The organism is Pseudomonas sp. Marseille-Q8238 (assembly GCF_965111915.1).
Genome location: NZ_CBCOPI010000001.1, coordinates 1614080 through 1636083 on the forward strand (window position 1 = coordinate 1614080; position 22004 = coordinate 1636083).

19 protein-coding genes and 1 pseudogene are annotated in these 22004 nt (G+C 64.8%); 8 read left to right on the forward strand and 12 right to left on the reverse strand.

Features of this window, described 5'->3' with window-relative positions:
• Positions 1-188: 188 nt before the first annotated feature.
• The 4 genes from ACWPW0_RS07480 to trhA all read right to left on the reverse strand — a co-directional run bounded on the left by ACWPW0_RS07480 (position 189) and on the right by trhA (position 4896).
• Positions 189-2561, reverse strand: coding sequence for a TonB-dependent receptor domain-containing protein (locus tag ACWPW0_RS07480; RefSeq protein WP_454254907.1), 2373 nt, complete (start codon positions 2559-2561; stop codon positions 189-191).
• Positions 2562-2662: 101 nt separating this feature from the next.
• Positions 2663-3604 (reverse strand): FecR family protein, encoded by a 942-nt coding sequence (locus ACWPW0_RS07485; protein ID WP_454254908.1) that lies wholly within the window; start codon positions 3602-3604, stop codon positions 2663-2665.
• 45 nt (positions 3605-3649) lie between these two features.
• A complete protein-coding gene (locus ACWPW0_RS07490; RefSeq protein ID WP_447590580.1) occupies positions 3650-4174 on the reverse strand; it encodes an RNA polymerase sigma factor in 525 nt (174 codons plus the stop codon).
• A gap of 104 nt (positions 4175-4278) precedes the next feature.
• Positions 4279-4896 carry a PAQR family membrane homeostasis protein TrhA gene (trhA, locus tag ACWPW0_RS07495; RefSeq protein ID WP_454254909.1) on the reverse strand — a complete coding sequence of 206 codons (618 nt, stop codon included), beginning with the start codon at positions 4894-4896 and terminating at the stop codon, positions 4279-4281.
• A 471-nt stretch (positions 4897-5367) separates the two neighbouring features.
• Between trhA and ACWPW0_RS07500 the strand changes: the two genes are divergently transcribed.
• From ACWPW0_RS07500 to cobF, 6 genes are all read left to right on the forward strand, one after another.
• Positions 5368-5760, forward strand: coding sequence for a DUF2946 domain-containing protein (locus ACWPW0_RS07500; protein WP_447590584.1), 393 nt, complete (start codon positions 5368-5370; stop codon positions 5758-5760).
• Between the two features lie 91 nt (positions 5761-5851).
• Positions 5852-8005: a TonB-dependent receptor gene (locus ACWPW0_RS07505; protein WP_454254910.1), complete on the forward strand. Its 2154-nt coding sequence runs from the start codon at positions 5852-5854 to the stop codon at positions 8003-8005.
• Between the two features lie 10 nt (positions 8006-8015).
• Positions 8016-9551: a PepSY domain-containing protein gene (locus tag ACWPW0_RS07510; RefSeq protein ID WP_454254911.1), complete on the forward strand. Its 1536-nt coding sequence runs from the start codon at positions 8016-8018 to the stop codon at positions 9549-9551.
• Positions 9548-10009, forward strand: coding sequence for a copper chaperone PCu(A)C (locus tag ACWPW0_RS07515; protein WP_454254912.1), 462 nt, complete (start codon positions 9548-9550; stop codon positions 10007-10009). Before ACWPW0_RS07510 ends, ACWPW0_RS07515 begins: the two co-directional genes overlap by 4 nt.
• A 216-nt stretch (positions 10010-10225) precedes the next feature.
• Positions 10226-10579 (forward strand): DUF3509 domain-containing protein, encoded by a 354-nt coding sequence (locus ACWPW0_RS07520; RefSeq protein WP_454254913.1) that lies wholly within the window; start codon positions 10226-10228, stop codon positions 10577-10579.
• Between the two features lie 215 nt (positions 10580-10794).
• A complete protein-coding gene (gene cobF, locus ACWPW0_RS07525) occupies positions 10795-11559 on the forward strand; it encodes a precorrin-6A synthase (deacetylating) (protein ID WP_454254914.1) in 765 nt (254 codons plus the stop codon).
• A 51-nt stretch (positions 11560-11610) separates the two neighbouring features.
• Here cobF and ACWPW0_RS07530 read toward each other — a convergent pair whose 3' ends face one another.
• From ACWPW0_RS07530 to ACWPW0_RS07555, 6 genes are all read right to left on the reverse strand, one after another.
• Positions 11611-12012: a hypothetical protein gene (locus ACWPW0_RS07530; protein WP_447590594.1), complete on the reverse strand. Its 402-nt coding sequence runs from the start codon at positions 12010-12012 to the stop codon at positions 11611-11613.
• A gap of 72 nt (positions 12013-12084) precedes the next feature.
• Positions 12085-12765 carry a ligase-associated DNA damage response endonuclease PdeM gene (gene pdeM, locus ACWPW0_RS07535; RefSeq protein ID WP_454254915.1) on the reverse strand — a complete coding sequence of 227 codons (681 nt, stop codon included), beginning with the start codon at positions 12763-12765 and terminating at the stop codon, positions 12085-12087.
• A 10-nt stretch (positions 12766-12775) separates the two neighbouring features.
• Positions 12776-15355, reverse strand: a complete 2580-nt coding sequence (locus ACWPW0_RS07540; protein ID WP_454254916.1) for a ligase-associated DNA damage response DEXH box helicase — start codon at positions 15353-15355, stop codon at positions 12776-12778.
• The gene (locus ACWPW0_RS07545; RefSeq protein WP_454254917.1) at positions 15352-17073 is read right to left on the reverse strand and encodes an ATP-dependent DNA ligase; all 1722 of its coding nucleotides are present in this window, start codon (positions 17071-17073) and stop codon (positions 15352-15354) included. The genes ACWPW0_RS07540 and ACWPW0_RS07545 overlap by 4 nt, the downstream gene beginning before the upstream one ends.
• Positions 17070-18095 (reverse strand): ligase-associated DNA damage response exonuclease, encoded by a 1026-nt coding sequence (locus ACWPW0_RS07550; protein WP_454254918.1) that lies wholly within the window; start codon positions 18093-18095, stop codon positions 17070-17072. Before ACWPW0_RS07550 ends, ACWPW0_RS07545 begins: the two co-directional genes overlap by 4 nt.
• 73 nt (positions 18096-18168) lie before the next feature.
• A complete protein-coding gene (locus ACWPW0_RS07555; protein ID WP_454254919.1) occupies positions 18169-18723 on the reverse strand; it encodes a cysteine hydrolase family protein in 555 nt (184 codons plus the stop codon).
• Positions 18724-18824: 101 nt separating this feature from the next.
• On the opposite strand from ACWPW0_RS07555, the gene ACWPW0_RS07560 reads away from it, so the two are divergent.
• Positions 18825-19826 carry a GlxA family transcriptional regulator gene (locus tag ACWPW0_RS07560; protein ID WP_454254920.1) on the forward strand — a complete coding sequence of 334 codons (1002 nt, stop codon included), beginning with the start codon at positions 18825-18827 and terminating at the stop codon, positions 19824-19826.
• A 47-nt stretch (positions 19827-19873) separates the two neighbouring features.
• Here the strand turns inward: ACWPW0_RS07560 and ACWPW0_RS07565 are convergent, their stop codons facing one another.
• Together ACWPW0_RS07565 and ACWPW0_RS07570 are read right to left on the reverse strand one after the other, a co-directional pair.
• Positions 19874-20737 (reverse strand): methyl-accepting chemotaxis protein, encoded by an 864-nt coding sequence (locus ACWPW0_RS07565; protein ID WP_454256710.1) that lies wholly within the window; start codon positions 20735-20737, stop codon positions 19874-19876.
• Positions 20732-21499 (reverse strand): annotated as a pseudogene (locus tag ACWPW0_RS07570) (MCP four helix bundle domain-containing protein); the annotation flags it as partial. The gene ACWPW0_RS07565 and the pseudogene ACWPW0_RS07570, both read right to left, overlap by 6 nt.
• A gap of 300 nt (positions 21500-21799) precedes the next feature.
• On the opposite strand from ACWPW0_RS07570, the gene ACWPW0_RS07575 reads away from it, so the two are divergent.
• Positions 21800-21958 carry a DUF3309 family protein gene (locus ACWPW0_RS07575; protein WP_447590606.1) on the forward strand — a complete coding sequence of 53 codons (159 nt, stop codon included), beginning with the start codon at positions 21800-21802 and terminating at the stop codon, positions 21956-21958.
• Positions 21959-22004 lie beyond the last annotated feature (46 nt).

Sequence of the window (22004 nt, forward strand, 5' to 3'; positions counted from 1 at the left end):
CTGGAGCCATTTTTTCGACGCGCAGGGTCGCCATCGGTCGGCAGGCTAATGATGTTTTTGGAGTGCCCGGGATCGTTTACGGGCAATAGAAAACACTCAGCGGACACCCTGCACATGCACAATGGCCCCGACACAGGGTGCGGGGCCATGACTGAGCAGAGCGGCGATTATCGGCCGTCGACCTGTGCCTACAGGCGGTAGTTCAACACCACTCCGAGTGTCCGCGGTGCGCCGACATCGATGATGTCGTCATCCCGGTTGTTGGTGACGTATTGCTTGTCGAACAGGTTCTTCACGTAACCCGACACGACCAGGCCATCCAGCAGTTCGTATTCGGCGTTGAAGTTGACCAGCACATAGCTGTCGCTCTTGCGCATGTGGCTCTTGCCGTTGGCGTCGAACTGGTACTGCGAGGGTGTGCCTTCCTGATAGACCACGTCACTGCCGAGGCGCAGCCCGTTGTCGAAGCGGTACAGCGCGCCGACCGAGGCCTTGTAGCGGGGGGCATAGAGGAACGGTTCATTCTTCAGGGTGTTGTTGCCCTGTTCGAACTTCTTGTAGCGACCATCGGTGTAGGCCAGGCCTGCTGTCAGTTCCAGGTGGCTGTTGATGTCCCGCTCGAGGAACAGCTCCAGACCTTTGATCTGGCTGCTGGCGGCGTTATAGACCTGAATGAAGTTGGTGTTGCGGTCTCGCACGCTGACCTGCTGGTCTTTCCAGTCGGTGTAGAACAGGTTGGCGCGTGCACGCAGGCTGTCGTCCAGCCAGGCACCGCGGTACGACAGCTCGTAGTTGGTGGTGTATTCCGGGTCATAGGCGGCGTGGCTGCTACCTGCACGCACATTGACACCACCACCCCGGTAGCCTTTCTGCACCATGAAGCCCAGGAACTGATTGCTGGCCAGTTCGTAGTTCAGGCCCAGTTTGGGCAGCACGGCATGGAAGGTCTTGGAGGTTTGCGCCGGGCCGGAGAAATCATCCTCGGTAATGTCCGTCTCGTTGCGCTCGCGGTCGTAGCGCAGCCCCGTGACCAGCGTCCATTGCGGAACGAAGGTCCAGTTCAGCTCGCCGAACAGAGCCTGGTTGGTGAGCCGGGTATCGCCTTTGACCGTGCCGAAAAGCACATCATCGAAGTTGAGGCGGTCATGCAGGTTGTTGCGTGTGCGCCCGTAATAGGCACCTGCGAAGCCACGCACCGTATCTCCCTGGTAAGCCAGGCGCAGTTCCTGGCTGAACATGCGGGTGTCCTGGGTGCGCAGGATCTCTTCGTTGTCATCGGCCGTCTGGTCGAAATCCAGGCGTGCGTCGTAGTCGGAACGGGTGTAAGTCGTGAGGTTGGTCAGGCTCCAGCTGTCATCGAGGCGATAGTCGAGCTTGGCGCTGAGGGTGTCCTGCTGCAGTTTGTCGAATGCTGCGGTGTCCGAAGAAATCTTGTAGTACCGCACGCGGCCGCTGTCGCGCAGGATCGAGTTGTCACCCTGGCGGGTATCGCTGTGGGCATAGGTCAACAGGACATCGAGATCATCGTTGGGCAGTACCAGCAGCTTGCCGCGCACATTGCTGGCATGGCGCGGGTTGGCGTCCTGGTCGCGGGCGATGTTGTCGATGTAGCCATCACCTTCCTGGTAGTCGACGGCGATCCGCCCGGCGATCACGTTGTCGACCAGCCCACCACCGGCGGCGACAGCGGCGCCGCGCTCACCGTAGTTGCCGACGTTGCTCTGCAGGGCCAGTGAAGGCTCGAAGCTGGGTGCACGCGTCTGAACCACCACGGCACCGGCCAGCGAGTTGCGGCCCTGAGTGGTCGACTGCGGACCGAGGAAGACTTCCACCTGTTCCACATCCCACATGGGCAGGGGGCTCAGGGTCAGGGCGCGGTTCGGCTGCTGGGCGCCATCGACATAGACCGACACCGCGCCATTGAGCGTGGCCGGGCCCTGGTCATCGAAGCCGGAAACCGGTACGCCACGGATGCCCCAGGTTTCGTTGCCGGCTTGGGTATAGACCCCTGGCGTGCGGGCGAATACGTCACCCAGGTCACGGTCGCTATGGGCGCGCAAGGTCTCGGCGGTGTTGACCACCACGCTGGACTGGGTCTGCTCCAGGGTGCGGTTGATCTTTTCCCCGGTGACCATGATGGGCGCGAATTCCATGGCCTGGGTCTTGCGCGCGGCAGGGGCCTGCAGCGTGACGCTGCGTTCTCCGGTGAACTGGTAGCTCAGGCCGGTGCCGCCGAGCAGGCGTGACAGGGCCTGTTCGCGAGTGAGCAGGGCATTGACCGCACTGGATTGCAGACCGGTGGTCAGCGATGCGCCGTACAACACCTGCACGCCACTAGCGATGCCGTAGGCGGCCAACGCGTCATCCAGCGACTGGGCGGGGATGTCGAAGTGCAGGGCCTGGGCGTTGGTCTGGCTCGTGGCTTCGGCAGCGACGGCCGACGCTGTGGCGAGAAATGCAGTCGAGCAACCGAGCAGCAGGGCGCCGACCAGGGCGTGGCGTGAGAAAGGCGGTGTGCTGGTAGGCGTGGCCTGTGCGAAGCGTGTGCGTCTGTTGCCCATGATTCCCCCAATAGCAGTATTTGATAAGCGCGTTTGAAACGCGTTCTTATCTGAATGACGCTACCCGCAGGGGGGACCCGCAAGATTTTCCTGAAAATAATTCAGCGCAGCAGAATCAGGCCGGCTGGCAGGCGGGTCGCGCTCAGTTGCAGGCTGCTTTCGATGTGCTTCAGCGCTTCGTCAGGCCGTTGCAGGTGGAACACGCCGCTGACCGGCATGCGTGCGATCCGTTCGTTGGCGAGCAGGATGCGGCCGCTGTGGTAGCGATTGACCTCATCCACCAGTTCCTGCAGGGGACGGTTCTTGAACACCAGCAGGCCCTGGCGCCAGGCCAGTGCCTGGTCGGTGTCGACACGGGCTGTGGCACTCGGCCCTTGGCGCGCGTCGTAGGTGAGCTGCTCTCCGGCGTGCAACAGAGCCTGCTCGAAGCCGGCCTGGCGTACCGCAACCACGCCTTCGCTGCAGGTCACGCGGATGCCGTCATGCTGATGGCGTACCTCGAAGACGGTGCCCAGGGCGGTGACGCTGCCATCGTCGGCGCTGACCACGAAGGGTCGCTGTGCATCGTGGGTCACGTGGAAGATGGCTGCCCCGCTGCCGAGACGGATGCGCCGCTCGCTACCGCTGAAGTCGACATCCAGGCGGGTGCGTGCGTCGAGTTCGGCCACGCTGCCATCCGGCAGTTCGACGCGCCGCCGTTCGCCTTGCGTGGTGGCGTGGTCCGCCAACAGCGCCTGGGCGTCAGGCAGATGGCCCAGTTGCAGGGGGGCGAACACTGCCAGTAGCACACCGGCTGCCACGGCTCCCATGAGCATCCGCCGCAGGCGACGGGGTTTGCGTGGCACCTGCGGCGCGGCGCGACCGGTCTGTTTCCACAGCTGTGCCGCTGCCCGATAGGCCTGCGCATGCGCCGGGCTCAATGCACACCAGTCTTTCAAGGCGCGCGCATCTTCGACCGTGGCCTGGCCCGAGGTGATACGCACCACCCAGGCATTGGCCTGGCTGTCGAGGTCCGGCAGCGGGGAGGCGGTTGGCTGGTTCATCGGGCGCATGTGGGCTGGCAAGGGGTGTGACTGTACATGGCAGGTTCAGAATTCCGTTTCGCCGGCCAACTGGCGCAGACGCTGGGCACAGTAATCCAGGGCGCGATGCACTTCCAGTTCGATGGTGCGCACACTGACGCCGAAGCGCTCGGCCAAGGCCTTGTGCGGCAGCCCCTCGACGCGGGCGGCGAGGAACAGCTCACGCCGTCGGGCCGGCAGTTCATCGATGATCTCGGCAAGCTTCTCCAGTTGCTGGCTGTCCGAGGCTTCCTGCTCGGCGTTCGGGGCTTCGTCGGCAATATCCAGCAGCGTGTCGATTTCCATCGGATCGAGCAGGCGGCGTGCGTTGGCGCGGGCGTCGTCGATCGCCAGGTTGGTGGCCATGCGTCGCAGGTAAGCCAACGGATTGCTGATGGTTTCGCTGGTGTGGGTGCGGTTGAGCTTGAGCCAGGCTTCCTGCAGCAGATCCTCAGCCGTGGCGGCACAGCCGGTACGTCCGGCCAGGTACGTGGCCAGGCGCTGACGTTCGGCGATGAAGCAGGCCAGGAGCGAGGAATATTGCTGCGACATGGATGGGACAGGCCTGAAGCCGGGCGCGATGAGCGAAGCGCGCTAGCTTATGCGTATCCGCAGTTTGTCTCAATTGTTAATGATTCTCGAAAGAGACCTGGCAACTACAACACATAGAGCAGGATCGCCACGAAGTGCAGCACGCTGCCGGCAATCACGAACAGATGCCAGATGCCATGCCAGTGACGGAAGCGGCTGTCATAGGCGAAGAAGATGATGCCCACGGTGTAGAACACGCCACCGGCCGCCAGCCAGGTGAAGCCGGTGCTGCCGAGTGCGGCGATCAGGGGTTTGACCGCGATCAGCACGATCCAGCCCATCACCGCATAGATGATGATGGACAGCACGCGGGCTTCGCTGCGTGGCTTGATCTCCTGCAGCATGCCGATCGCGGCCAGGCCCCAGACGATACCGAACAGCGTCCAGCCCCATGCGCCTTGCAGCGTGACCAGGCAGAAGGGCGTGTAGCTGCCGGCGATCAACAGGTAGATCGACAGGTGGTCGAGCTTGCGCATGACCAACTTCTTCGGGCCGCGCACGCTGTGGTACAGGGTGGAAATGCTGTAGAGCACCACCAGGGCGAAGCCGTAGATGGAGACGCTGACGATCTTGTGCGGGTCGCCGGTAAGGCTGGCCAGTACGATTAGCCAGATGGCGCCGATGCAGGCCAGCACGGCGCCGACCAGGTGTGTCCAGGCGTTGAGTCGTTCCCCGTGATACATCCGCTAGCAACCTCACAACGTCAAAAAAACTGGAGTCTGTTGATGTTTCGCTTCAACTCAGTGAGTCGGATAGAAATGTCTTTTCAATCCAGCCCTCGAACGGGCTGCTTTGAGGCAATTTCGGGCATTAGAGTTGGTGGGCTAAAGCCCACCCTACAAAAGCCGGCCCCTGCGTAGGGTGGGCTTCAGCCCACCAATAGGCGCGTCATGAAACACAAACGGTCGAACGTCCGCTTGTGCCTTGATCCAGCCACTCATGTCGAAGCGTCAATAGACCCTAGGCTTATCGCCGAAAGCACGAGCCGCTGCAATCGACTTCGCCGGTGGCGGTGATTTTCAAGATCAGGCTGTTATCGAGTCGACAGGTTCCCCTGGCTCCGCTTTACTTGCCCCGTTGATCGTCGCGGATGCGGCAATTGACCGCGTAGCCCTGGTTCTACCTGCCAGCAGCCGAGTGTTAGAGTCGCCGCCATGAATCTTGCCCGCCAACGCCGTTCGCTGACTGTCTGGACGCTGTACGCCAGCGTACTGTTCAGTCTGTTCGTCTGTGGCATTCATCACGGGCAGATGAGCGGCCTCAGCCTGAGTGGCCTGGGTGGCGGATTCTGTTCGATCGGCTCCGACAGCGGTGCCGGCATCGACCTGTCCGGCTCCCAAGGGGACCAGGCGCAACTTTCGATGTTGTCCTGCCCGCTGTGTTCTTCCTTCGGCCAGGCGGTGGCGCTGAATTCCTCGGCCTGGGTCCTGAAGTTCCTGCCGGGTAGTGCGGTGGCTCCGGCCATCCTGCTCAGCCGCGCCCAACCGCCTCCCCGCGACAGTTGGCCGTCGATCAATCCCCGCGCTTCCCCTACGCCTTCCGCCTGATGATTTACGCACGCTGACCGCCTGCCCGTGCCTGTGCATGTTCGGTGGCGCTCAGACGTGATCCATCGTTTTGCCTGGAAGGCGTTACAGCATGTCTATAAGAACTACCTGCCTGGTGCTGCTGGTCAGCACCGGGAATGTGGCGTGGGCCCAGCATGCCCCGCTCGATCTGCCCAGCAGCACCATCACCGCGGATGAAGAACCAGCTACTGGCCTGTCGCTCGAGCGCACGGTCGATTCGGGGTCCCGCTTGGGCCTCACGGTGCGGGAAAACCCGGCCTCGGTCAGCGTCGCCGAGCGTAGCCGGATCGAACAGGCGGGCGCGCGCAATACCCTGGATATTGCCAATACCCTGCCCGGAGTGAACGCCTCGGCGCCACCGGGGTGGGGCGGTTATGTGGCCTATCGCGGCTTCAATGGTGCGCAGGTCAACCAGTTGTTCAATGGCATCAGCCTGCAATCGGGGAGTGCCAACCGGCCGGTCGATTCCTGGATCTACGACCGCGTCGAACTGGTGGGTGGCCCGTCGTCCTTCCTGCATGGCAGTGGCTCGGTGGGCGGTTCGCTCAACTACATCACGCGCCTGGCCAGCCGCGATGAGCAGGCCGGTGAGGCGCGCATCAGTTACGCGAGTTTCGATACCTGGCAGACCGCCATTGGCGTCAACCAGGCCCTCAACGACGGCGACGGTCCGCGTCACTATGCCCGCCTGGATTTCAGCCGGGACAGCAGCAACGGCTACATCGACCGCCAGGAGCGCGGGGCAACCAGCCTGGCGTTTTCGCTGCTCAGCGATTTCACCCCCGAGCTTTCCCACACCCTGGCCATCGAATACCTGGAGGAAAAGGAAGACAGCCCGTACTGGGGCGCGCCGACCCTGAACCCGCAGCAGGGCACGTTGAAGATCGATACCCATCACCGTTTCAACAACTACAACGTCGAGGATGGTCGCTACGAACAGCGCACGCGTTGGGTGCGCTCGATCACCGACTATCACCTCGACGAAGCGACCTCGCTGCGCAATACCTTCTATCACTACCAGGGCCAGCGCGATTACCGGAACCTGGAGGTGTACCGCTACACGCCAGGCAATACGCAGGTGCTGCGTTCCGGTGCCTACCTGCAACGGCATGACCAGGAGCTGAACGGCAACCGCCTGGAGCTGCTGCGCCAGGGGGAACTGTTCGGCCTGCGCAGTGATTGGGCCTTCGGTGCCGATTACAGCGTCAACCAGCAGACAGTGTTCCCGCGCTCGGGCGGTGCCTATGACAGCGTTGACCCGGGTGCCTTCGACCCAGGGCACTTCGACGCTATTCCCGGTATGGCGGGCGCGCGGCAGAAAGGGCGCAGTACCCAGGTCAAGACGCTGGCCGCCTTTGCCGAGAACCTGCAGCACCTGAGCGAGCGCCTGAGCCTGGTCACCGCGTTGCGTGTCGACCATATCGACTTTCATCTGGACAACCCGCCGGGTACGACACCCACCTCGGTGGAGCGTCGCTGGGATGCGCTGACCGGGCGGGCCGGCCTGGTTTATCAACTGACACCCGATGCCAACCTGTATGCCCAGTACAGCACCTCGGCCGAGCCGCCCGGTGGCTCGTTGACGGGCGCCAGTGCCGGGCAGGTGGGGGACTTCGACCTCAGCACCGGACGCCAGGTGGAGATCGGCAGCAAGGCGGATTTCTTCGACGGGCGCCTGACCACCACGGCGGCGGTTTACCAGATCGTGCGCAAGGACTTCCCGGTTACCGACCCGAACAATGCCAACGCCACCATCCAGGCCGGGCAGCAGACGTCGCGCGGGCTTGAACTGGCGGCCTCGTTGCGCATTACCCCGGCGCTGTTGGCCGAGGGCAATTTCGCCTGGGTGGATGCCGAGTACGATGACTTCAACGAGAAGGTCGGCGCTGTGGTCGTGTCGCGCAAGGGCAAGACCCCGGTGAACATTCCCGACCGCGTGGCCAACCTCTGGTTGACCTACGACTTTTCTTCCCAGTGGCAGGGCGGGGTGGATGCCCGTTACGTTTCATCGGTGTACGCGAACAACGCCAATACCCTGTGGGTGCCGTCCTACACCCTGTTCGGTGCCTTCGTGAAGCTGCGCCTGGACGAGCGGACCAGCGTTACGGCGCGCGTGCGCAACCTGACCGATGAGGTCTACGCGCGCTTCATCCACCAGAGCAATACCCAGTACTACCTGGGCGAGCCGCGCAGCGTCGAACTGGCGCTGGATACGCGGTTCTGAGGGGGCACCGATGAAACGCTACCTGTATCTCTGGCATCGCTGGCTGGGTATCGCGTTGTGCCTGTTCATGGCCCTGTGGTTCGTCTCGGGCGTGGTCATGTTGTATGTCGGCTACCCCAAGCTGACACCACGCGAACACCTGGCGCCGCTACCCGAGCTGACGGCGGCGGGGTGCTGCATCGACCCAGCCCAGGCACTGGCAGCCAGCGGCATGAGCGAGGCGCCGACGAGCCTGCGCCTGACCTCGGTGGCGGGGGAGCCGCGTTACCTGCTGGCCTATCCGGGGCAACCGGAGGTGGCGGTGAATGCGCTGAGTGGAGCACGGATCAGCGCCGTTGATCGCGAAGCAGCACTGGCCAGTGCGCAGGCATTCGCCGGTGGCGTGGCGGCCCGTTATCGCGGGCTGGTCGACGAGGACATGTGGAGTCACTCGCGGGCGCTCAGCGCGGAGCGGCCCTTCCATGTGGTCGATGTCGACGACGCCCAGCAGCGCCGCCTGTACATATCCAGCCACACCGGGCGCGTCTGGCTGGATGCCACGGCGCGCGAGCGGGCCTGGAACTGGCTGGGCGCCTGGCTGCACTGGCTGTATCCGTTGCGCGGCGGGCTGTTCGACGGCTGGGCGGCGGATATCGTCATCTATCTGTCGCTGGCGGCTACCGCCATGGCATTGCTCGGGCAGGTCGTCGGCATCCTGCGCTGGCGCTTTTCGCGGCCCTATCGCAGTGGCTCGCGCTCGCCCTATGCCGGCGGCTTCGCCCGTTGGCACCATATCGCCGGATTGCTGTTCGGCACGTTGTTGATCGCCTGGATCTTCAGCGGGCTGATGTCCATGCGCCCGTGGCACCTGCTCGATAGCCGCTCGACATTGTCCGCAGCAGATTTGCGCGGTGCCGAGCTGCGTGCGGAAAACCTGCCGTATTCCGTGCAGGACAGCCTGGTGCGCCTGCGACAAAGTGGCCTGCGGGTCAGCGAGCTGGAGTGGCGCATGCTCGGCGGGCAAGCCTATGTCGTCGGCCTGGCGCGCACGGGAGACAGCCGTATCCTGCCTCTGGATGTGCCCGGCTCGCCGGCCTTGCCGCTGTTGCCGGCAGACACGCTGCTGCGGGCTGCGCATGCCATGCAGCCCGCAGGTCACCTGCAGACTCACTGGCTGGAGCACTATGACGACTACCATTACGCCCGCGCCGAACAGAGCATGAATGGCAGCCTGAGCAAACGCTTGCCGGTATTGCAGGTACGCTTCGATGACGAGGCCGCCACCTGGATCTACCTTGACCCGTACAGCGGCGCGCTGGTCGATCAGCTCGATCAGCGCCGTCGTGCTGCCCGTTGGTTGTTCAACCTGCTACACAGTTGGGATTGGCTGCCGTTGCTGGAGCGTCCCCTGTTGCGTGAAACCCTGATCATCGCCGCCAGCCTTGGTGGCCTGGTCATCAGTCTCAGCGGCGCCGTGCTTGGCTGGCGTCGCTTGCGGCGTCCCCGGATCCGTACCGAGCGCCGTTCCTCACCTGCTTGTTCACCCCTGCAAGGAGAAAACCCATGACCCTGAAATCCACCCTGCTGCTCGCGGCTTTGCTGATTACCGCACCCCTGGCCAGTGCCCACGAATACGAAGCAGGCGACCTGCACATCGACCATCCCTGGTCGCGGGAAATGCCGCCCAGCGCACCGACGGCAGCGGCCTATTTCGTGGTGCACAACAAGGGTGACAGCGCAGACCGTCTGCTCAGCGTCGACACGCCGGTGGCGAGCAAGGCTGAGTTGCATGAGCACGTGCACCAGGGCGGGCTGATGAAAATGCAGCAGGTGCAGACCGTGGAGGTGCCGGCCAATGGTGAAGTGAGCTTCGCGCCCATGGCCTACCACGTGATGCTATTCGGCTTGAAACAGCAGTTGCGTGATGGCGAACGGTTTCCGCTGACCCTGCACTTCGAGAAAGCCGGTGCTGTGCAGGTAGACGTCGCCGTGCAAAAGGACGAGCCCACCGAGCACAAGCACTGAGTGACGACGCGCGAGCGCTGGATCGGCAGAGGCCGTTTCGGCGCTCGGGCCATACCTGCATATTGCATGGGCTCAGCGATGGTTTCGTGCAAATTGCATGGTTTATGAAGTCTTGCTTTGTTTTTAAGCTATTGATATTCAAGTAGAAAATATTTTATCGCGGCCTGGCATGCTTACTGCTCCCTGTGTTTTAGGTAAACAGTGGAGTGCACGACCGTGGAATTTGTACTGGATGGTTTTTTGAAGGCTTTCGATGGGCATGACGTTTCGTTCAGGCCTCGCGCCGACGGGTCCATGCTGATCACGCTGGAGCGCGGCAAGGACAAGCCGTTGCGCCGAGTGATCGACTCGCAAGTCCTGCTCAACGCCGAGCTGATGGACAAGGAGATTCGTCACCTGCAACGTGATCTGGCTCTGGAAGGTGGCACTGTTACGTGTCGCGGCCAGGGCAGCCAGTGGGTGCACAGCGAGCTGCCCACCTATACGGGGGAAGCGATTTCCCTGCGTGCGATCCAGACTCTGGTAGAGCGCCGCAAGATCGATCCGCAGGTCTCGCACGCCGCAGGGTGATCTGACCCTGCCACGCTCTCCGTGATTTCAGCGCCAGTACGACCATAGGGTGTGCGTTGTCCCCGGCCGCGCACCCCAGGTATCTGGAGTGTTTTCCCTCCCTTTAGACAGGCTCGACGCCTTGCCCGGCTCTGGCCTCCAACGCCGGACCGGCGAGCGCATGGCCGCTGCCCGCTGGTATGCTGCGCACCATCCGTTCCAGGCGAGTTTGTTCCATGAAAAAGATCCTCATCATCGGCATCGGCGCCGGTAACCCCGACTACATCACCATGCAGGCGGTCAACGCGCTGAATGAAGTCGACGTGTTCTTCGTCATGGACAAGGGGCCGGCCAAAGACAAGCTGGTCGCCCTGCGCAAGGAAATCTGCCAGCGCTACATCCGCCACGACCGTTATCGCATCGTCGAGGCGACCAGCCCTGAGCGCGTGCGTGACCGAGCCGACTACCACGCCAGTATCGAAGACCTGAACCGTGACAAGCAGCAGGTGTTCGAGCGGCTGATCGGCGAGGAACTGGCCGACGGCCAATGCGGAGCGTTCCTGGTCTGGGGCGATCCAGGCCTGTACGACAGCACCATCCGCATCGTCGAAGCCATTGTGGCGACGGGCGTGCATTCGTTCGATTACGAGGTCATTCCCGGCATCAGCAGCATCCAGGCCCTGGCTGCCAAGCACCGCGTGCCGCTGAATCGGATCGGCAAGTCCATCGAAGTCACCACCGGGCGCAAGGTGGCGGCTGCCTATCCGGATGCCGACAGCGTGGTGGTGATGCTGGATGCCGAAGACAGCTTCCGCCATTACGTCGATCAGGATATCGACATCTACTGGGGCGCCTATGTCGGCACGCCCGATGAGATCCTCGTGGCCGGCAAGCTGCGTGATGTGGCGGATGAGATCCGTCGCGTGCGGGCTGCCGCACGCGAAGCCAATGGCTGGATCATGGACAGCTACATCATGCGGCGCAGCGACGACAAGGCCTGACCTGCCCTCGGCGTTCCCTGCGCCGTGCAGCCGGAGCGCGCCAGCGGCGTGTCAGTTGGTTACCTTGGCCACCGCATCGGCGATAACCGGGTCGACCTGATCGATCACCACGGTAGCCTTGCCGTTCTTGCCCTTGCTGCCGCGCGCGTTGTTTTTCTCGACGTCATTGGCAAGCTGGGACAGCGCGTTGGAGGCGCGGCGCAACTCGGCACTGAGAAAGCGGATTTCTTCGGCCGGGTCCTGGGTAAAGCCCTTGACGCTGCAATGCCCGCGCAAGCCGCGCAGTACCAGCAATCCGCCGAGCCCGGCCCGATAGATACCGCCGATGCCGCCACGGCGCAGGCCGCGTGTGGTCATCACCAGGCCGGCGCCAATCGACAGGGCACGTTCCCAGCCGTTCAGGTTGTGGCTTGGCGCGATCACGCTCAGTGTTTTCGAGTCGTAGGTGGTCATGGCAAATCTCCCTGTGGGTGTCAGTACAGGACTGCGTCAGATGGCGTCATGTTCAGCCTGATGGATGAATGGTTAGCTGTTCAGTGCCCAGACATGCCCATCGGCGACCCCGTAAATCTGCCGGTCGCTCTCTGCGGCCACGAGCATGCCGCCGGTGAACTCGCCGAAGGCAGGCAATAGCAGGAGCCCTGGCTGCAGGCAGAAGCACGGCATGCGCAACCGTTGTCGTCCACGACCGCGCAGGGCGAATACCGGATGCACATGCCCGGCGATCACCCAGTGAGTGGGGTGGGCGGTGGGTTCGTGCTGCAAGGCCCAGGGGCCGAGCAGAAAAGGCTCGTCAACCACCTGCATGTTCAGGCTGGCCGGTGGGTCGCCGGCATGGCGATCGTGATTGCCGCGAATCAGGATGATTTCAAGCTCGGCATGCTGCTCGCGCCACTGGTGCAGGGCCGCCAGGGTCAATGGCGCATGGGCGGCGCGGGCATGCAGGAAGTCGCCGAGGAATATCAGGCGCTGGCAGGCATGCCGGCCCAGCAACGCATCCAGGCGTGCCAGGTTTTGCCGGGTGGTGCCATGGGGCACCGGTTGGCCTTGGGCGCGATAAGCCGCGGCCTTGCCGATATGGATATCGGCGACCAGCAGGGTTTTTTGCTTGGGCCAGTACAGGGCCTTGTCGGCCAGCAGGCAGAGCGTTTCACCGGCGACGCTGACGTCAAGTTGAGCGCTATCGATGGGCGTGTTCCTGGTCATGAGGTGATCGCTATCGTTGGGTTCGTGCACGGCCGTCTTTTCTTAGGCGCGCGCGTTTGCTGGCGGCAGGCTCGCGCTCGATAAGGGGACGGCTGTGTGGCTCTACCGGATAAGCGCCGGGGCCGGCGGCCTTCTCCAGATCAGCCAGCAAGCGGGCGATGCGGTCGGCGAGCTTTTCCGAGCTGAGGCTCTCGCGAAAGCGCTCGACCAGTAGAGGAAAGGCCAGCGGTGGAGGACGCTTCACCTCACGCAGGTCGAGGCGCAACTGACGCAGGCGCTGCAGGGTGAGTTGCAGGTGCTGCACGTCCAGCTCCTGGCGCAGCACTTCCTCCTGGGCCTGGCCGAGCAACAGGTTGTCGGGGTCGTATTGCTGGAACACGTCGAAGAACAACCCGCTGGACGCCTGCAACTGGCGGGCGCTTTTCGCCGCGCCGGGGTAGCCGCCGAACACCAGCCCGGCGATACGGGCGATCTCGCGGAAGCGCCGCCGCGCCAGCTCGCCGGCATTCAGGCTGGCGAGCACGTCGTGCAGCAGGTCGTCACTGCGCAGCAGATCGGTGTTCAGCCAGCGTGGCCAATCCACCGGGCTGGTGCAGAGCAGTTCCAGGCCGTAGTCGTTGACGGCGATGGAGAAGGTCGCCGGCTGCAACTGGCCGAGGCGCCAGGCCAGCAGGCTGGCCAGGCCCAGGTGCACGCTGCGCCCGGCGAAGGGGTAGAGGAACAGGTGCCAGCCTTCGCGCGAATGCAGGGTTTCCGCCAGCAGCGAGTCGGCGGTGGGCAGCGCCGACCAGGCCTGCTGCACGTCCAGCAGCGGCCGCAGCAGCTGCATTTCCGGGCCGCGAAAGCGGCCCTGCGCCGCCTCGCCGAAACGTGCCACCACGGCGTCGGCCAGCTCGCTGGACAGTGGCATGCGCCCGCCATTCCAGCGTGGTACCGCCGCCTTGCGCGCCTTGGCGCGGTTGACGTAGGCGGTCATGTTCTCCACCCGTACCAGCTCCAGCAGGCGCCCGGCGAAGAGGAAGCAGTCGCCGGGGCGCAGGCGGGCGATGAAGCCTTCCTCGACGCTGCCCAGCGAACCGCCGCTGCCGCCCTTGGCCCAGAATTTCACGGTGATGCTGGCATCGCTGACGATGGTGCCGACGCTCATCCGGTGGCGCCGTGCGAGGGCCGCGTTGGGCACGCGCCAGACGCCGTGTTCGTCCGGCTCGACGCGCTGGTAGTCAGGGTAGGCGGTGAGCGAGTTGCCGCCATGGCGGACGAAAGCCAGGGCCCACTGCCATTCGTCATCGCTGAGGCTGCGATAGGCCCAGGCGCTGCGCACTTCATCGCGCAGCTCAGCGGGGTGGAAGCCGCCGCCGAGGGCCATGCTGACCAGGTGCTGGACCAGTACGTCGAGCGGCTTCTGCGGCGACTGGCGGGCCTCGATGCGTCCGGCGGCGACCGCGTCCTGCACGGCGACGGCTTCGATCAGCTCCAGGGCGTGGGTCGGCACCAGGCTGATCCGCGAGGCGCGCCCCGGTGCATGGCCGGAGCGCCCGGCGCGTTGCAGCAGGCGCGCCACGCCCTTGGCCGAGCCGATCTGCAGCACCCGTTCAACGGGTAGGAAGTCCACGCCCAGGTCGAGGCTGGAGGTGCACACCACGGCTTTCAGCCGGCCTTCCTTGAGGCCCAGCTCGACCCAGTCGCGCACCTCGCGCGACAGCGAGCCGTGGTGCAGGGCGATCAGCCCGGCCCAGTCCGGGCGGGCGTCGAGCAGCGCCTGGTACCAGATCTCCGCCTGCGAGCGGGTGTTGGTGAACAGCAGGCTGGTGCCGCTGCTTTCGACCTCGTCGACCACCTGCGGCAGCATGCGCAGGCCCAGGTGCCCGGCCCAGGGAAAGCGCTCGATGCCGGGCGGCAGCAGGGTGTCGATGCGCAGGCTCTTGTCCTGTTTACCCTGTACCAGGCGCCCCGGTGTGTTGCCGAGCAGCACCTGCAGCGCGTGCGCCTGGTTGCCCAGGGTTGCCGACAGGCCCCAGACGATCAGCCCAGGGTTCCAGCGCCGCAGCCGTGCCAGGGCCAGTTGCAGCTGCACACCGCGCTTGTTGCCGAGCAGCTCGTGCCATTCGTCCACCACCAGCATGCGCAGGCCGGCGAACTGCGCCTCGGCATCGCTGCGGGTGAGCAGCAGGGTCAGGCTTTCCGGGGTGGTGATCAGCGCGCTGGGCAGCTTGCGACCCTGGCGCGCGCGTTCGCTGCTGCCCGTGTCGCCGGTGCGCAGGCCGACGCTCCAGGCGATGTTCAGCTCGTCCAGCGGCGCTTGCAGGGCGCGCTGAGTGTCGGCGGCCAAGGCGCGCATCGGCGTGATCCACAACACGCTGAGCGGCGCGGCGGCAGGTTGGCGCTTGCGTGGCTGACCTGTGGCGGTGGTCGCCGGCGTGGCCTTGGCGAACCGGTTGAGCGCGGCCAGCCACACCGCGTAGGTCTTGCCGGAGCCGGTGGTGGCATGCAGCACGCCGGATTCGCCCTTGGCCACGGCCTGCCAGACCTGCTTCTGGAACGGGAAGGCTTTCCACCCGCGCTGGGCGAACCAGGCGCTGGCCAGGCTCATTGCAGCAGGTCCTGGAGGATGGCCAGGGTGTCGGCATCCTCCACGGCCTTGTCCTGGCGCCAGCGCAGCATGCGTGGGAAGCGCACGGCGATGCCGCTCCTGTGCCGCTTGGACAGGGCGATACCCTCGAAACCCAGCTCGAAGACCAGGGTGGGGGTGACGCTGCGCACCGGGCCGAATTTTTCCACGGTGGTCTTGCGCACGATGGCGTCGACCTTGCGCATTTCCTCGTCGGTCAGCCCGGAATAGGCCTTGGCGAACGGCACCAGGCTGCGCGCGCTGGCGTCCGGCGGGCCGTCCCACACGGCGAAGGTGTAGTCGCTGTAGAGGCTGGCGCGGCGGCCGTGGCCGCGCTGGGCGTAGATCAGCACGGCGTCGACGCTGAATGGGTCGACCTTCCACTTCCACCACACGCCCATGTCCTTGGTCCGGCCCACGCCGTACAGCGAATCGCGTGCCTTGAGCATCATCCCTTCGACGCCGAGGCGACGTGAGGCTTCGCGCTGCTCGGCGAGCGCCTGCCAGCTGTCGCCGTGCAGCAGCGGCGAGGGCATCAGCCGGGGGCTGGCGCAGGCGGCGATCACCTGCTCCAGCTGAGTGCGCCGCTCATGTTGCGGGCGGCTGCGCCAGTCGTGGCCCTGCCATTCCAGCAGGTCGTAGCCGAGCACGGCCACCGGCACCTCTTCGAGCAGCTTCTTGCCCAGGGTCTTGCGGCCGATGCGTTGCTGCAGCAGGGCGAATGGCTGGATGCCGTAGCGCTCGACTTCGTCCTCCACCTTGGCTTCAAGCGCCGCGCCGTCGAGCAGGTGGGCCTGCTCGGCCGCGATGGTCGGCGGGTGGCGCCAGACCACCAGTTCACCGTCGATCACCGTGCCGTCGGGCAGGCGCGCGGTGAGCTCGTCCAGCTCGGGGAAGCGCTCGCTGATCAGTTCCTCGCCGCGCGACCACAACCACAGGCGGCCGTCACGCTTGACCAGTTGTGCGCGGATGCCATCCCACTTCCATTCCACCTGCCAGGCCTCGACCGGACCGAGGTTTTCCTCGAACTGTTCCACCGGCAATTGCAGGGCGTGGGCGAGAAAGAACGGGTAGGGCTGGCCGCCGCGCTGGGCGTGTTCGTCGTCCGATTCGGCGGCGATCAGGCGTCGATAACGCTCGGCACTGGGCCGGTGCGACAGGTCGGTGTAGCCGACCAGGCGCTGCGCCACGCGCTTGGCATCGATGTCGGCGAGGCTGGCCAGGGCGCGGGTCACCAGCAGCTTGGACACGCCGACGCGGAACGCACCGGTGATCAGCTTGATGCACACCATCAGCGCCTGGCGGTCGAGCTGCGCCCAGAACGCCGGCAGCCGTGCGGCCAGTTCCTCTGGCGGCAGGCCGCGCAGGGGCAGGAGTTTCTCCTCGACCCACACGGCCAGGCCGTCGGTGGATTCATGACTGGATTCGGGCAGCAGCAGGGCGATGGTTTCGGCGAGGTCGCCCACGGCGGAGTAGCTTTCCTCGAACAGCCATTCCGGCAGGTCGGCCGCCTGCATCGCCAGTTCGCGCAGCTGTCGCGACGGCACCAGTTGCCGCGGACGGCCGCCGGCGAGGAAGTACACCGCCCAGGCGGCATCCTCGGCGCTGGCGGTACGGAAATAATCCTCCAGCGCAGCGAGTTTGGCATTGCTCGAGGTGGTGGCGTCGAGGCGGCCGTAGAGGTCGGCGAAGGCCCTCATACGCTCGGCTCCGCTTCTGCACCGGGCGCGGTTTCATCCTCGTCGCCGTACTCGGTGTCGAAGCCCTGTGCGTCCAGGCCCTGCTCGCGCAGGTAGCGCACCAGCACGCTGACCGAGCCATGGGTGACGAACACCCGCTCGGCGCCGGTCTGTTCGATGGCCCACAGCAGGCCTGGCCAGTCGGCATGGTCGGAAAGCACGAAGCCGCGGTCGACGCCGCGCCGCCGACGCGTGCCGCGCAGCATCATCCAGCCGCTGGCGAAGGCGTCGCTGTACTCGCCGAAGCGGCGCATCCAGGGGCTGCCGCCTGCCGAGGGCGGTGCGAGAATCAGCGCCTGGCGCAGCAGCGGGTCGCTCTTCTTGAAGTCGCCGGCGTAGAGGGTGGGCGGCAGGTGCACGCCAGCATCGCGGTAGACCTGGTTGAGCGGTTCCATCGAGCCATGGCCGAGGATCGGCCCGATGCGCGGGTCGATGCCGTGGAGGATGCGCTGCGCCTTGCCGAAGGCGTAGCAGAACAGCACGCTGGCGCGCCCGGCGGCCTGGTTCTGCCGCCACCAGTCGTCGATGCCGGCGAAGATCTGTGCCTGCGGCTGCCAGCGGTAGATCGGCAGGCCGAAGGTCGATTCGGTGATGAAGGTGTGGCAGCGCACCGGCTCGAACGGCGTGCAGGTGCCATCCGGTTCGACCTTGTAGTCGCCGGACGCCACCCACACCTCGCCACGGTATTCCAGGCGCACCTGCGCCGAGCCGAGCACATGCCCGGCAGGGTGCAGGCTGAGGGTCACGCCGTGGTGATCGAGGCGCTCGCCGTAGTCCAGGGTCTGCAGGTTGATGTCGGCACCCAGGCGGGTGCGCAGGATACCGGCACCGGCCGCCGCGGCCAGGTAGTGACGGCTGCCGCCGCGCGCATGGTCGCCATGACCGTGGGTGATCACGGCGCGTTCGACCGGGCGCCAGGGATCGATGTAGAAGTCGCCGGGTGGGCAGTAGAGTCCCTCGGGACGGGCGATGACCAACTCCATGCTGCACCTGCGCGGCTAGCTGTTAGGGCTTGGAGCCACGGGCAGGTGCAGATGTTCCAGTTGTCGGTGGGACTCAACCCACGCGGGCGAGGTACTCGTCGGTGGAGAGGACTTCGGCATAGCCAAAGGCCAGGGCCGCCATGAAGGCGGCGTGCACCTGGGCGGCCGGTACGGTGATGCCGTTGAAGGTCTGGTCGAGGGTGGCGCAGGCGTCATGCAGCACGATGGTCGCATAGCCTAGGTCGACGGCGGCACGTACGATGCCATCCACACACATGTGGCTCATGCTGCCGACCACCACCAGGCGCTCGATGGCGTGTTCCTGCAGGATGGTCTGCAGGGCGGTGTCGCGGAAGGCGTTGATCTGCTGCTTGACCACCACCGGCTCGCCGGCCTGCTCGGTGACCTTGGGATGGACGTGCGCGCCCGTCGAACCCGGGGCGAAGAAGGGCGCGTCGGCCGTGGCGAACTCATGCCGTACGTGCACCACCAGGTCGCCTGCGGCGCGTGCGGCAGCCAGTGCGCGGGCAGCATTGTCGGCGGCTGCTTCGGCACCGTTCAGGGTCCATTTGCCGCCGGGGAAGTAGTCGTTCTGGATGTCGACGATGATCAGCGCCTGTTTGCTCATGGAGCTATTCCTTGTTGAGGGATGGATGCGCTGGATTGTGCTGGCTGGCGGGGCCGCTTGTGGATTGGCTGGATCGACAATATCGCGGGAGAAACTGACAGATGCCTCTGTGTGCGGATACGGATGTGCGGGGAATTGACCTGCTGGTCTACCCTGGCGCGCAGCAGGCGGCAGTGCATGGCCTGACCGACCTGTTCGGCGTGGCCAACGGTATTGCGGCCGAGCATGCGACGGCGGGCCTGCCGAGGTTGCGGGTGCGGCACTGGCAGGTCGATGCCTCTGATGCGGGGCTGAGCTGTTGCTTCGATAGCCATCCGGGCGAGGTGGGGCAGGCGACGGTGATCGTACTGCCGCCCTGCCTGGTGGACTTGCCGAGTGACGCCATCATCGCTTCGCTGGCGGACTGGCTGCGCGAGCAGCATGGGCGTGGCGTGACCCTCGGTTCGGTGTGCGCGGGGGCCTTTCTATTGGCCCACAGTGGCCTGCTCGACGGACGCATCGCGACCACCCACTGGCACTTGGCGCGTGAGCTGGCGGAGCAGTTTCCGGCGATTCAGGTCGATGCCGACCGGCTGATCATCGACGACGGCGACATCATCACTGCCGGGGGCCTGATGGCCTGGACCGACCTCGGCCTGGCGCTGGTCAATCGCCTGCTCGGGCCCAGCGTGGCGGCACAGACCGCGCGCTTCCTGGTGGTCGATCTTAGCCGCCACTCGCAGCGGTATTTCAGCAGCTTCGCGCCCAGCTTCAGTCATGGTGACGAGGCTGTGCTCAAGGTGCAGCACTGGCTGCAGACCCAGGTGGCGCAAGGCGTGAGCCTGGCGGACATGGCGGCGCGTGCCGGGCTGGGGGAGCGGACCTTTCTGCGGCGTTTCCGTGCGGCGACCGGGCTGAAACCGACCGAGTACGCCCAACACCTGCGCATGGGCAAGGCCCGCGAGTTGCTGGAGCTGACGCAGCGCACAGTCGAACAGATTGCGTGGGAGGTGGGGTATCAGGACCCTGGCGCCTTCCGCCAGGTGTTCCTCAAGGTCGTCGGGCTGATGCCGCGCGACTACCGCCAGCGGTTCGCCATTGGCGCAAACCGGTCTGCCGGGTAGGTCCGGCCGGGCAGCGCACGTTGCAGTGCCTGCCCGGCTGGCGTGATTCAGATCGAGAAGCGCGTCACCAAACCGTTGAGGTCGATGGCCAGGCGCGCCAGCTCCTGACTGGCCGCGTTGGTCTGGTTGGCGCCTGCCGAGGTCTGCGTGGCCAGGTCGCGGATGTTGACCAGATTGCGGTCGACCTCGCGAGCCACCTGGGCCTGTTCTTCACAGGCGCTGGCGATGACCAGGTTGCGCTCGGTGATATGGCTGATCGCATCGGTGATCTGGGCCAGGGCTTCACCGGCGGCGCGGGCCATGTCCAGGGTCGAGCGGGCGCGTTCGGTGCTGGTCTGCATGGCGGTCATGGCCTGGTTGGTGCCCTGCTGTATACCGCCGATCATCTGCTCGATTTCCTGGGTCGACTGCTGCGTGCGATGGGCCAGGGCCCGTACTTCGTCGGCGACCACGGCAAAGCCGCGTCCGGCATCGCCTGCCCGCGCGGCTTCGATGGCGGCGTTCAATGCCAGCAGGTTGGTCTGTTCGGCGATGGCGCGAATCACGTCGAGCACCTTGCTGATGCCGTTGACCTTGCCGGCCAGCTCTTCGACCTGACCGGACGTGGTGTTGACGTCCTGCGCCAGGTTGCTGATCGACTCGACCGTGCGGTCCACCTGCTCCTGGCCCTGCCGGGCATTCTTGTCCGAGCTGCGCGAGGCTTCGGAGGTTGCCACCGCGTTGCGGGCCACTTCATCCACCGCCGTGGTCATCTCGTTCACCGCCGTGGCGGCCTGTTCGATTTCCTGGTTCTGCTGGTGCAGGCCACGGCTCGAATCTTCGGTCACGGTGTTCAGTTCTTCCGCTGCGGACGCCAGTTGCTCGGATGAGTGGGCAATGCTCAGCAGGGTGTTCTTCAGGCTCTGTTGCATGGTGCGCAGCGAGCCGAGCAGGTGCGCGGGCTCGTCGGAGCCACTGACGGTAATGGTGTCGGTGAGGGTGCCGGCGGCCACTGTTTCGGCAACCCTGACGGCCTGGCGCAGTGGCTGCACGATGCTCTTGGTCAGCAGCATGGCGAGAATGCCGGTGAGCGCGGCGGCAACCAGCATGAAGGCCACGACGACGGACGTCGCGTAGTCGTATTCCGTGTCGGCGGCCTTGGCCTCCAGGGACGCGTCACGGCTGTTGATCTTCATGAGATCTTCCAGCAATACGCCGAGACGGTCGGAGTGCTGCTTGTACTGGCCACCCAGCAGGGCGCGGATATCGTCGACGCGGTCAGCGCGGGACAGCTGGATCAACTGGTTGTTGACGGTGAGGTAGGCGTCCAGTTCGCTCTTGAAGGAAACGAACAGGCGTTTCTCCTCATCGGAATTGAGAAGCGGCTCATAGATGGCCAGGGCTTTGTTCAACTGGTCGACCAACTCGTCCTTGCGCGCCATCGTCGCGTCCAGTTGGTCGGGCTCACGGTCGACCAGAATGCGGAAGGAGACGATGCGCAGGCGCAGCATCTTTTCGTTGATGGTGCCGAGGGAGGCATAGCTGGGCATCGTGGTGTCGACGAGGGCGACCGTCGAGGCGCGGATCGCTTTCATCTGGCTCAAGGCGAACAGGCCAAGCAGCACAACCAGCAGGGCGACCAGGGAGAAACTGAGCGTGGCTCGTGGAGCAATATTCAGACGCCGTAACAGCATGGCGCGAACCTCTATGTGGGAAGGTGAGGGGACTTTCTAGGAATGGGCGATGCCGTTGGAGGCAGGCGTCGGGAGGTTATCGGATCGGGCGGTGGAAACATAAGGCGACATTTTCCGAAAAGGGCACGAAAAAGACGACCGGAAAAAACGAGCTAAACCAAATGCGCCGGGTGCAGGTCGGAACTGGTACAGGGGTTTTATGGGTGTAGTGCCCACGTTCCTGGATATAGCCAGCGCGTTCACTTCAAATTCAACGCGGCTGACCATATTTTCATGCACCAACGTTCGAGGAGAACGGCCATGACTTTGGGAACCATACTGCTGATCGTGTTGATCCTGTTACTGGTGGGCGCCATCCCGGCCTGGCCACACAGTCGTGCCTGGGGCTACGGGCCCAGTGGCGGTCTGGGCCTGGTACTCGTCATCATTATCGTGTTGCTGGTCCTCGGCTATATATGAGCATCGCGCCTCGTTGCGATCTCGCTCAGTTCATTGGTGAGATCGT

What these genes read in the sequence shown, in the direction of transcription:
- ACWPW0_RS07555 (WP_454254919.1), bottom strand. Translation starts at nt 18,723, where the DNA reads ATGAGCAAACAGGCGCTGATCATCGTCGACATCCAGAACGACTACTTC.
- ACWPW0_RS07540 (WP_454254916.1), bottom strand. Translation starts at nt 15,355, where the DNA reads ATGAGCCTGGCCAGCGCCTGGTTCGCCCAGCGCGGGTGGAAAGCCTTC.
- ACWPW0_RS07530 (WP_447590594.1), bottom strand. Translation starts at nt 12,012, where the DNA reads ATGACCACCTACGACTCGAAAACACTGAGCGTGATCGCGCCAAGCCAC.
- ACWPW0_RS07545 (WP_454254917.1), bottom strand. Translation starts at nt 17,073, where the DNA reads ATGAGGGCCTTCGCCGACCTCTACGGCCGCCTCGACGCCACCACCTCG.
- ACWPW0_RS07480 (WP_454254907.1), bottom strand. Translation starts at nt 2,561, where the DNA reads ATGGGCAACAGACGCACACGCTTCGCACAGGCCACGCCTACCAGCACA.
- ACWPW0_RS07485 (WP_454254908.1), bottom strand. Translation starts at nt 3,604, where the DNA reads ATGAACCAGCCAACCGCCTCCCCGCTGCCGGACCTCGACAGCCAGGCC.
- ACWPW0_RS07565 (WP_454256710.1), bottom strand. Translation starts at nt 20,737, where the DNA reads ATGCAACAGAGCCTGAAGAACACCCTGCTGAGCATTGCCCACTCATCC.
- ACWPW0_RS07510 (WP_454254911.1), top strand. Translation starts at nt 8,016, where the DNA reads ATGAAACGCTACCTGTATCTCTGGCATCGCTGGCTGGGTATCGCGTTG.
- ACWPW0_RS07560 (WP_454254920.1), top strand. Translation starts at nt 18,825, where the DNA reads ATGCCTCTGTGTGCGGATACGGATGTGCGGGGAATTGACCTGCTGGTC.
- pdeM (WP_454254915.1), bottom strand. Translation starts at nt 12,765, where the DNA reads ATGACCAGGAACACGCCCATCGATAGCGCTCAACTTGACGTCAGCGTC.
- ACWPW0_RS07490 (WP_447590580.1), bottom strand. Translation starts at nt 4,174, where the DNA reads ATGTCGCAGCAATATTCCTCGCTCCTGGCCTGCTTCATCGCCGAACGT.
- ACWPW0_RS07550 (WP_454254918.1), bottom strand. Translation starts at nt 18,095, where the DNA reads ATGGAGTTGGTCATCGCCCGTCCCGAGGGACTCTACTGCCCACCCGGC.
- cobF (WP_454254914.1), top strand. Translation starts at nt 10,795, where the DNA reads ATGAAAAAGATCCTCATCATCGGCATCGGCGCCGGTAACCCCGACTAC.
- trhA (WP_454254909.1), bottom strand. Translation starts at nt 4,896, where the DNA reads ATGTATCACGGGGAACGACTCAACGCCTGGACACACCTGGTCGGCGCC.
- ACWPW0_RS07500 (WP_447590584.1), top strand. Translation starts at nt 5,368, where the DNA reads ATGAATCTTGCCCGCCAACGCCGTTCGCTGACTGTCTGGACGCTGTAC.
- ACWPW0_RS07575 (WP_447590606.1), top strand. Translation starts at nt 21,800, where the DNA reads ATGACTTTGGGAACCATACTGCTGATCGTGTTGATCCTGTTACTGGTG.
- ACWPW0_RS07515 (WP_454254912.1), top strand. Translation starts at nt 9,548, where the DNA reads ATGACCCTGAAATCCACCCTGCTGCTCGCGGCTTTGCTGATTACCGCA.
- ACWPW0_RS07505 (WP_454254910.1), top strand. Translation starts at nt 5,852, where the DNA reads ATGTCTATAAGAACTACCTGCCTGGTGCTGCTGGTCAGCACCGGGAAT.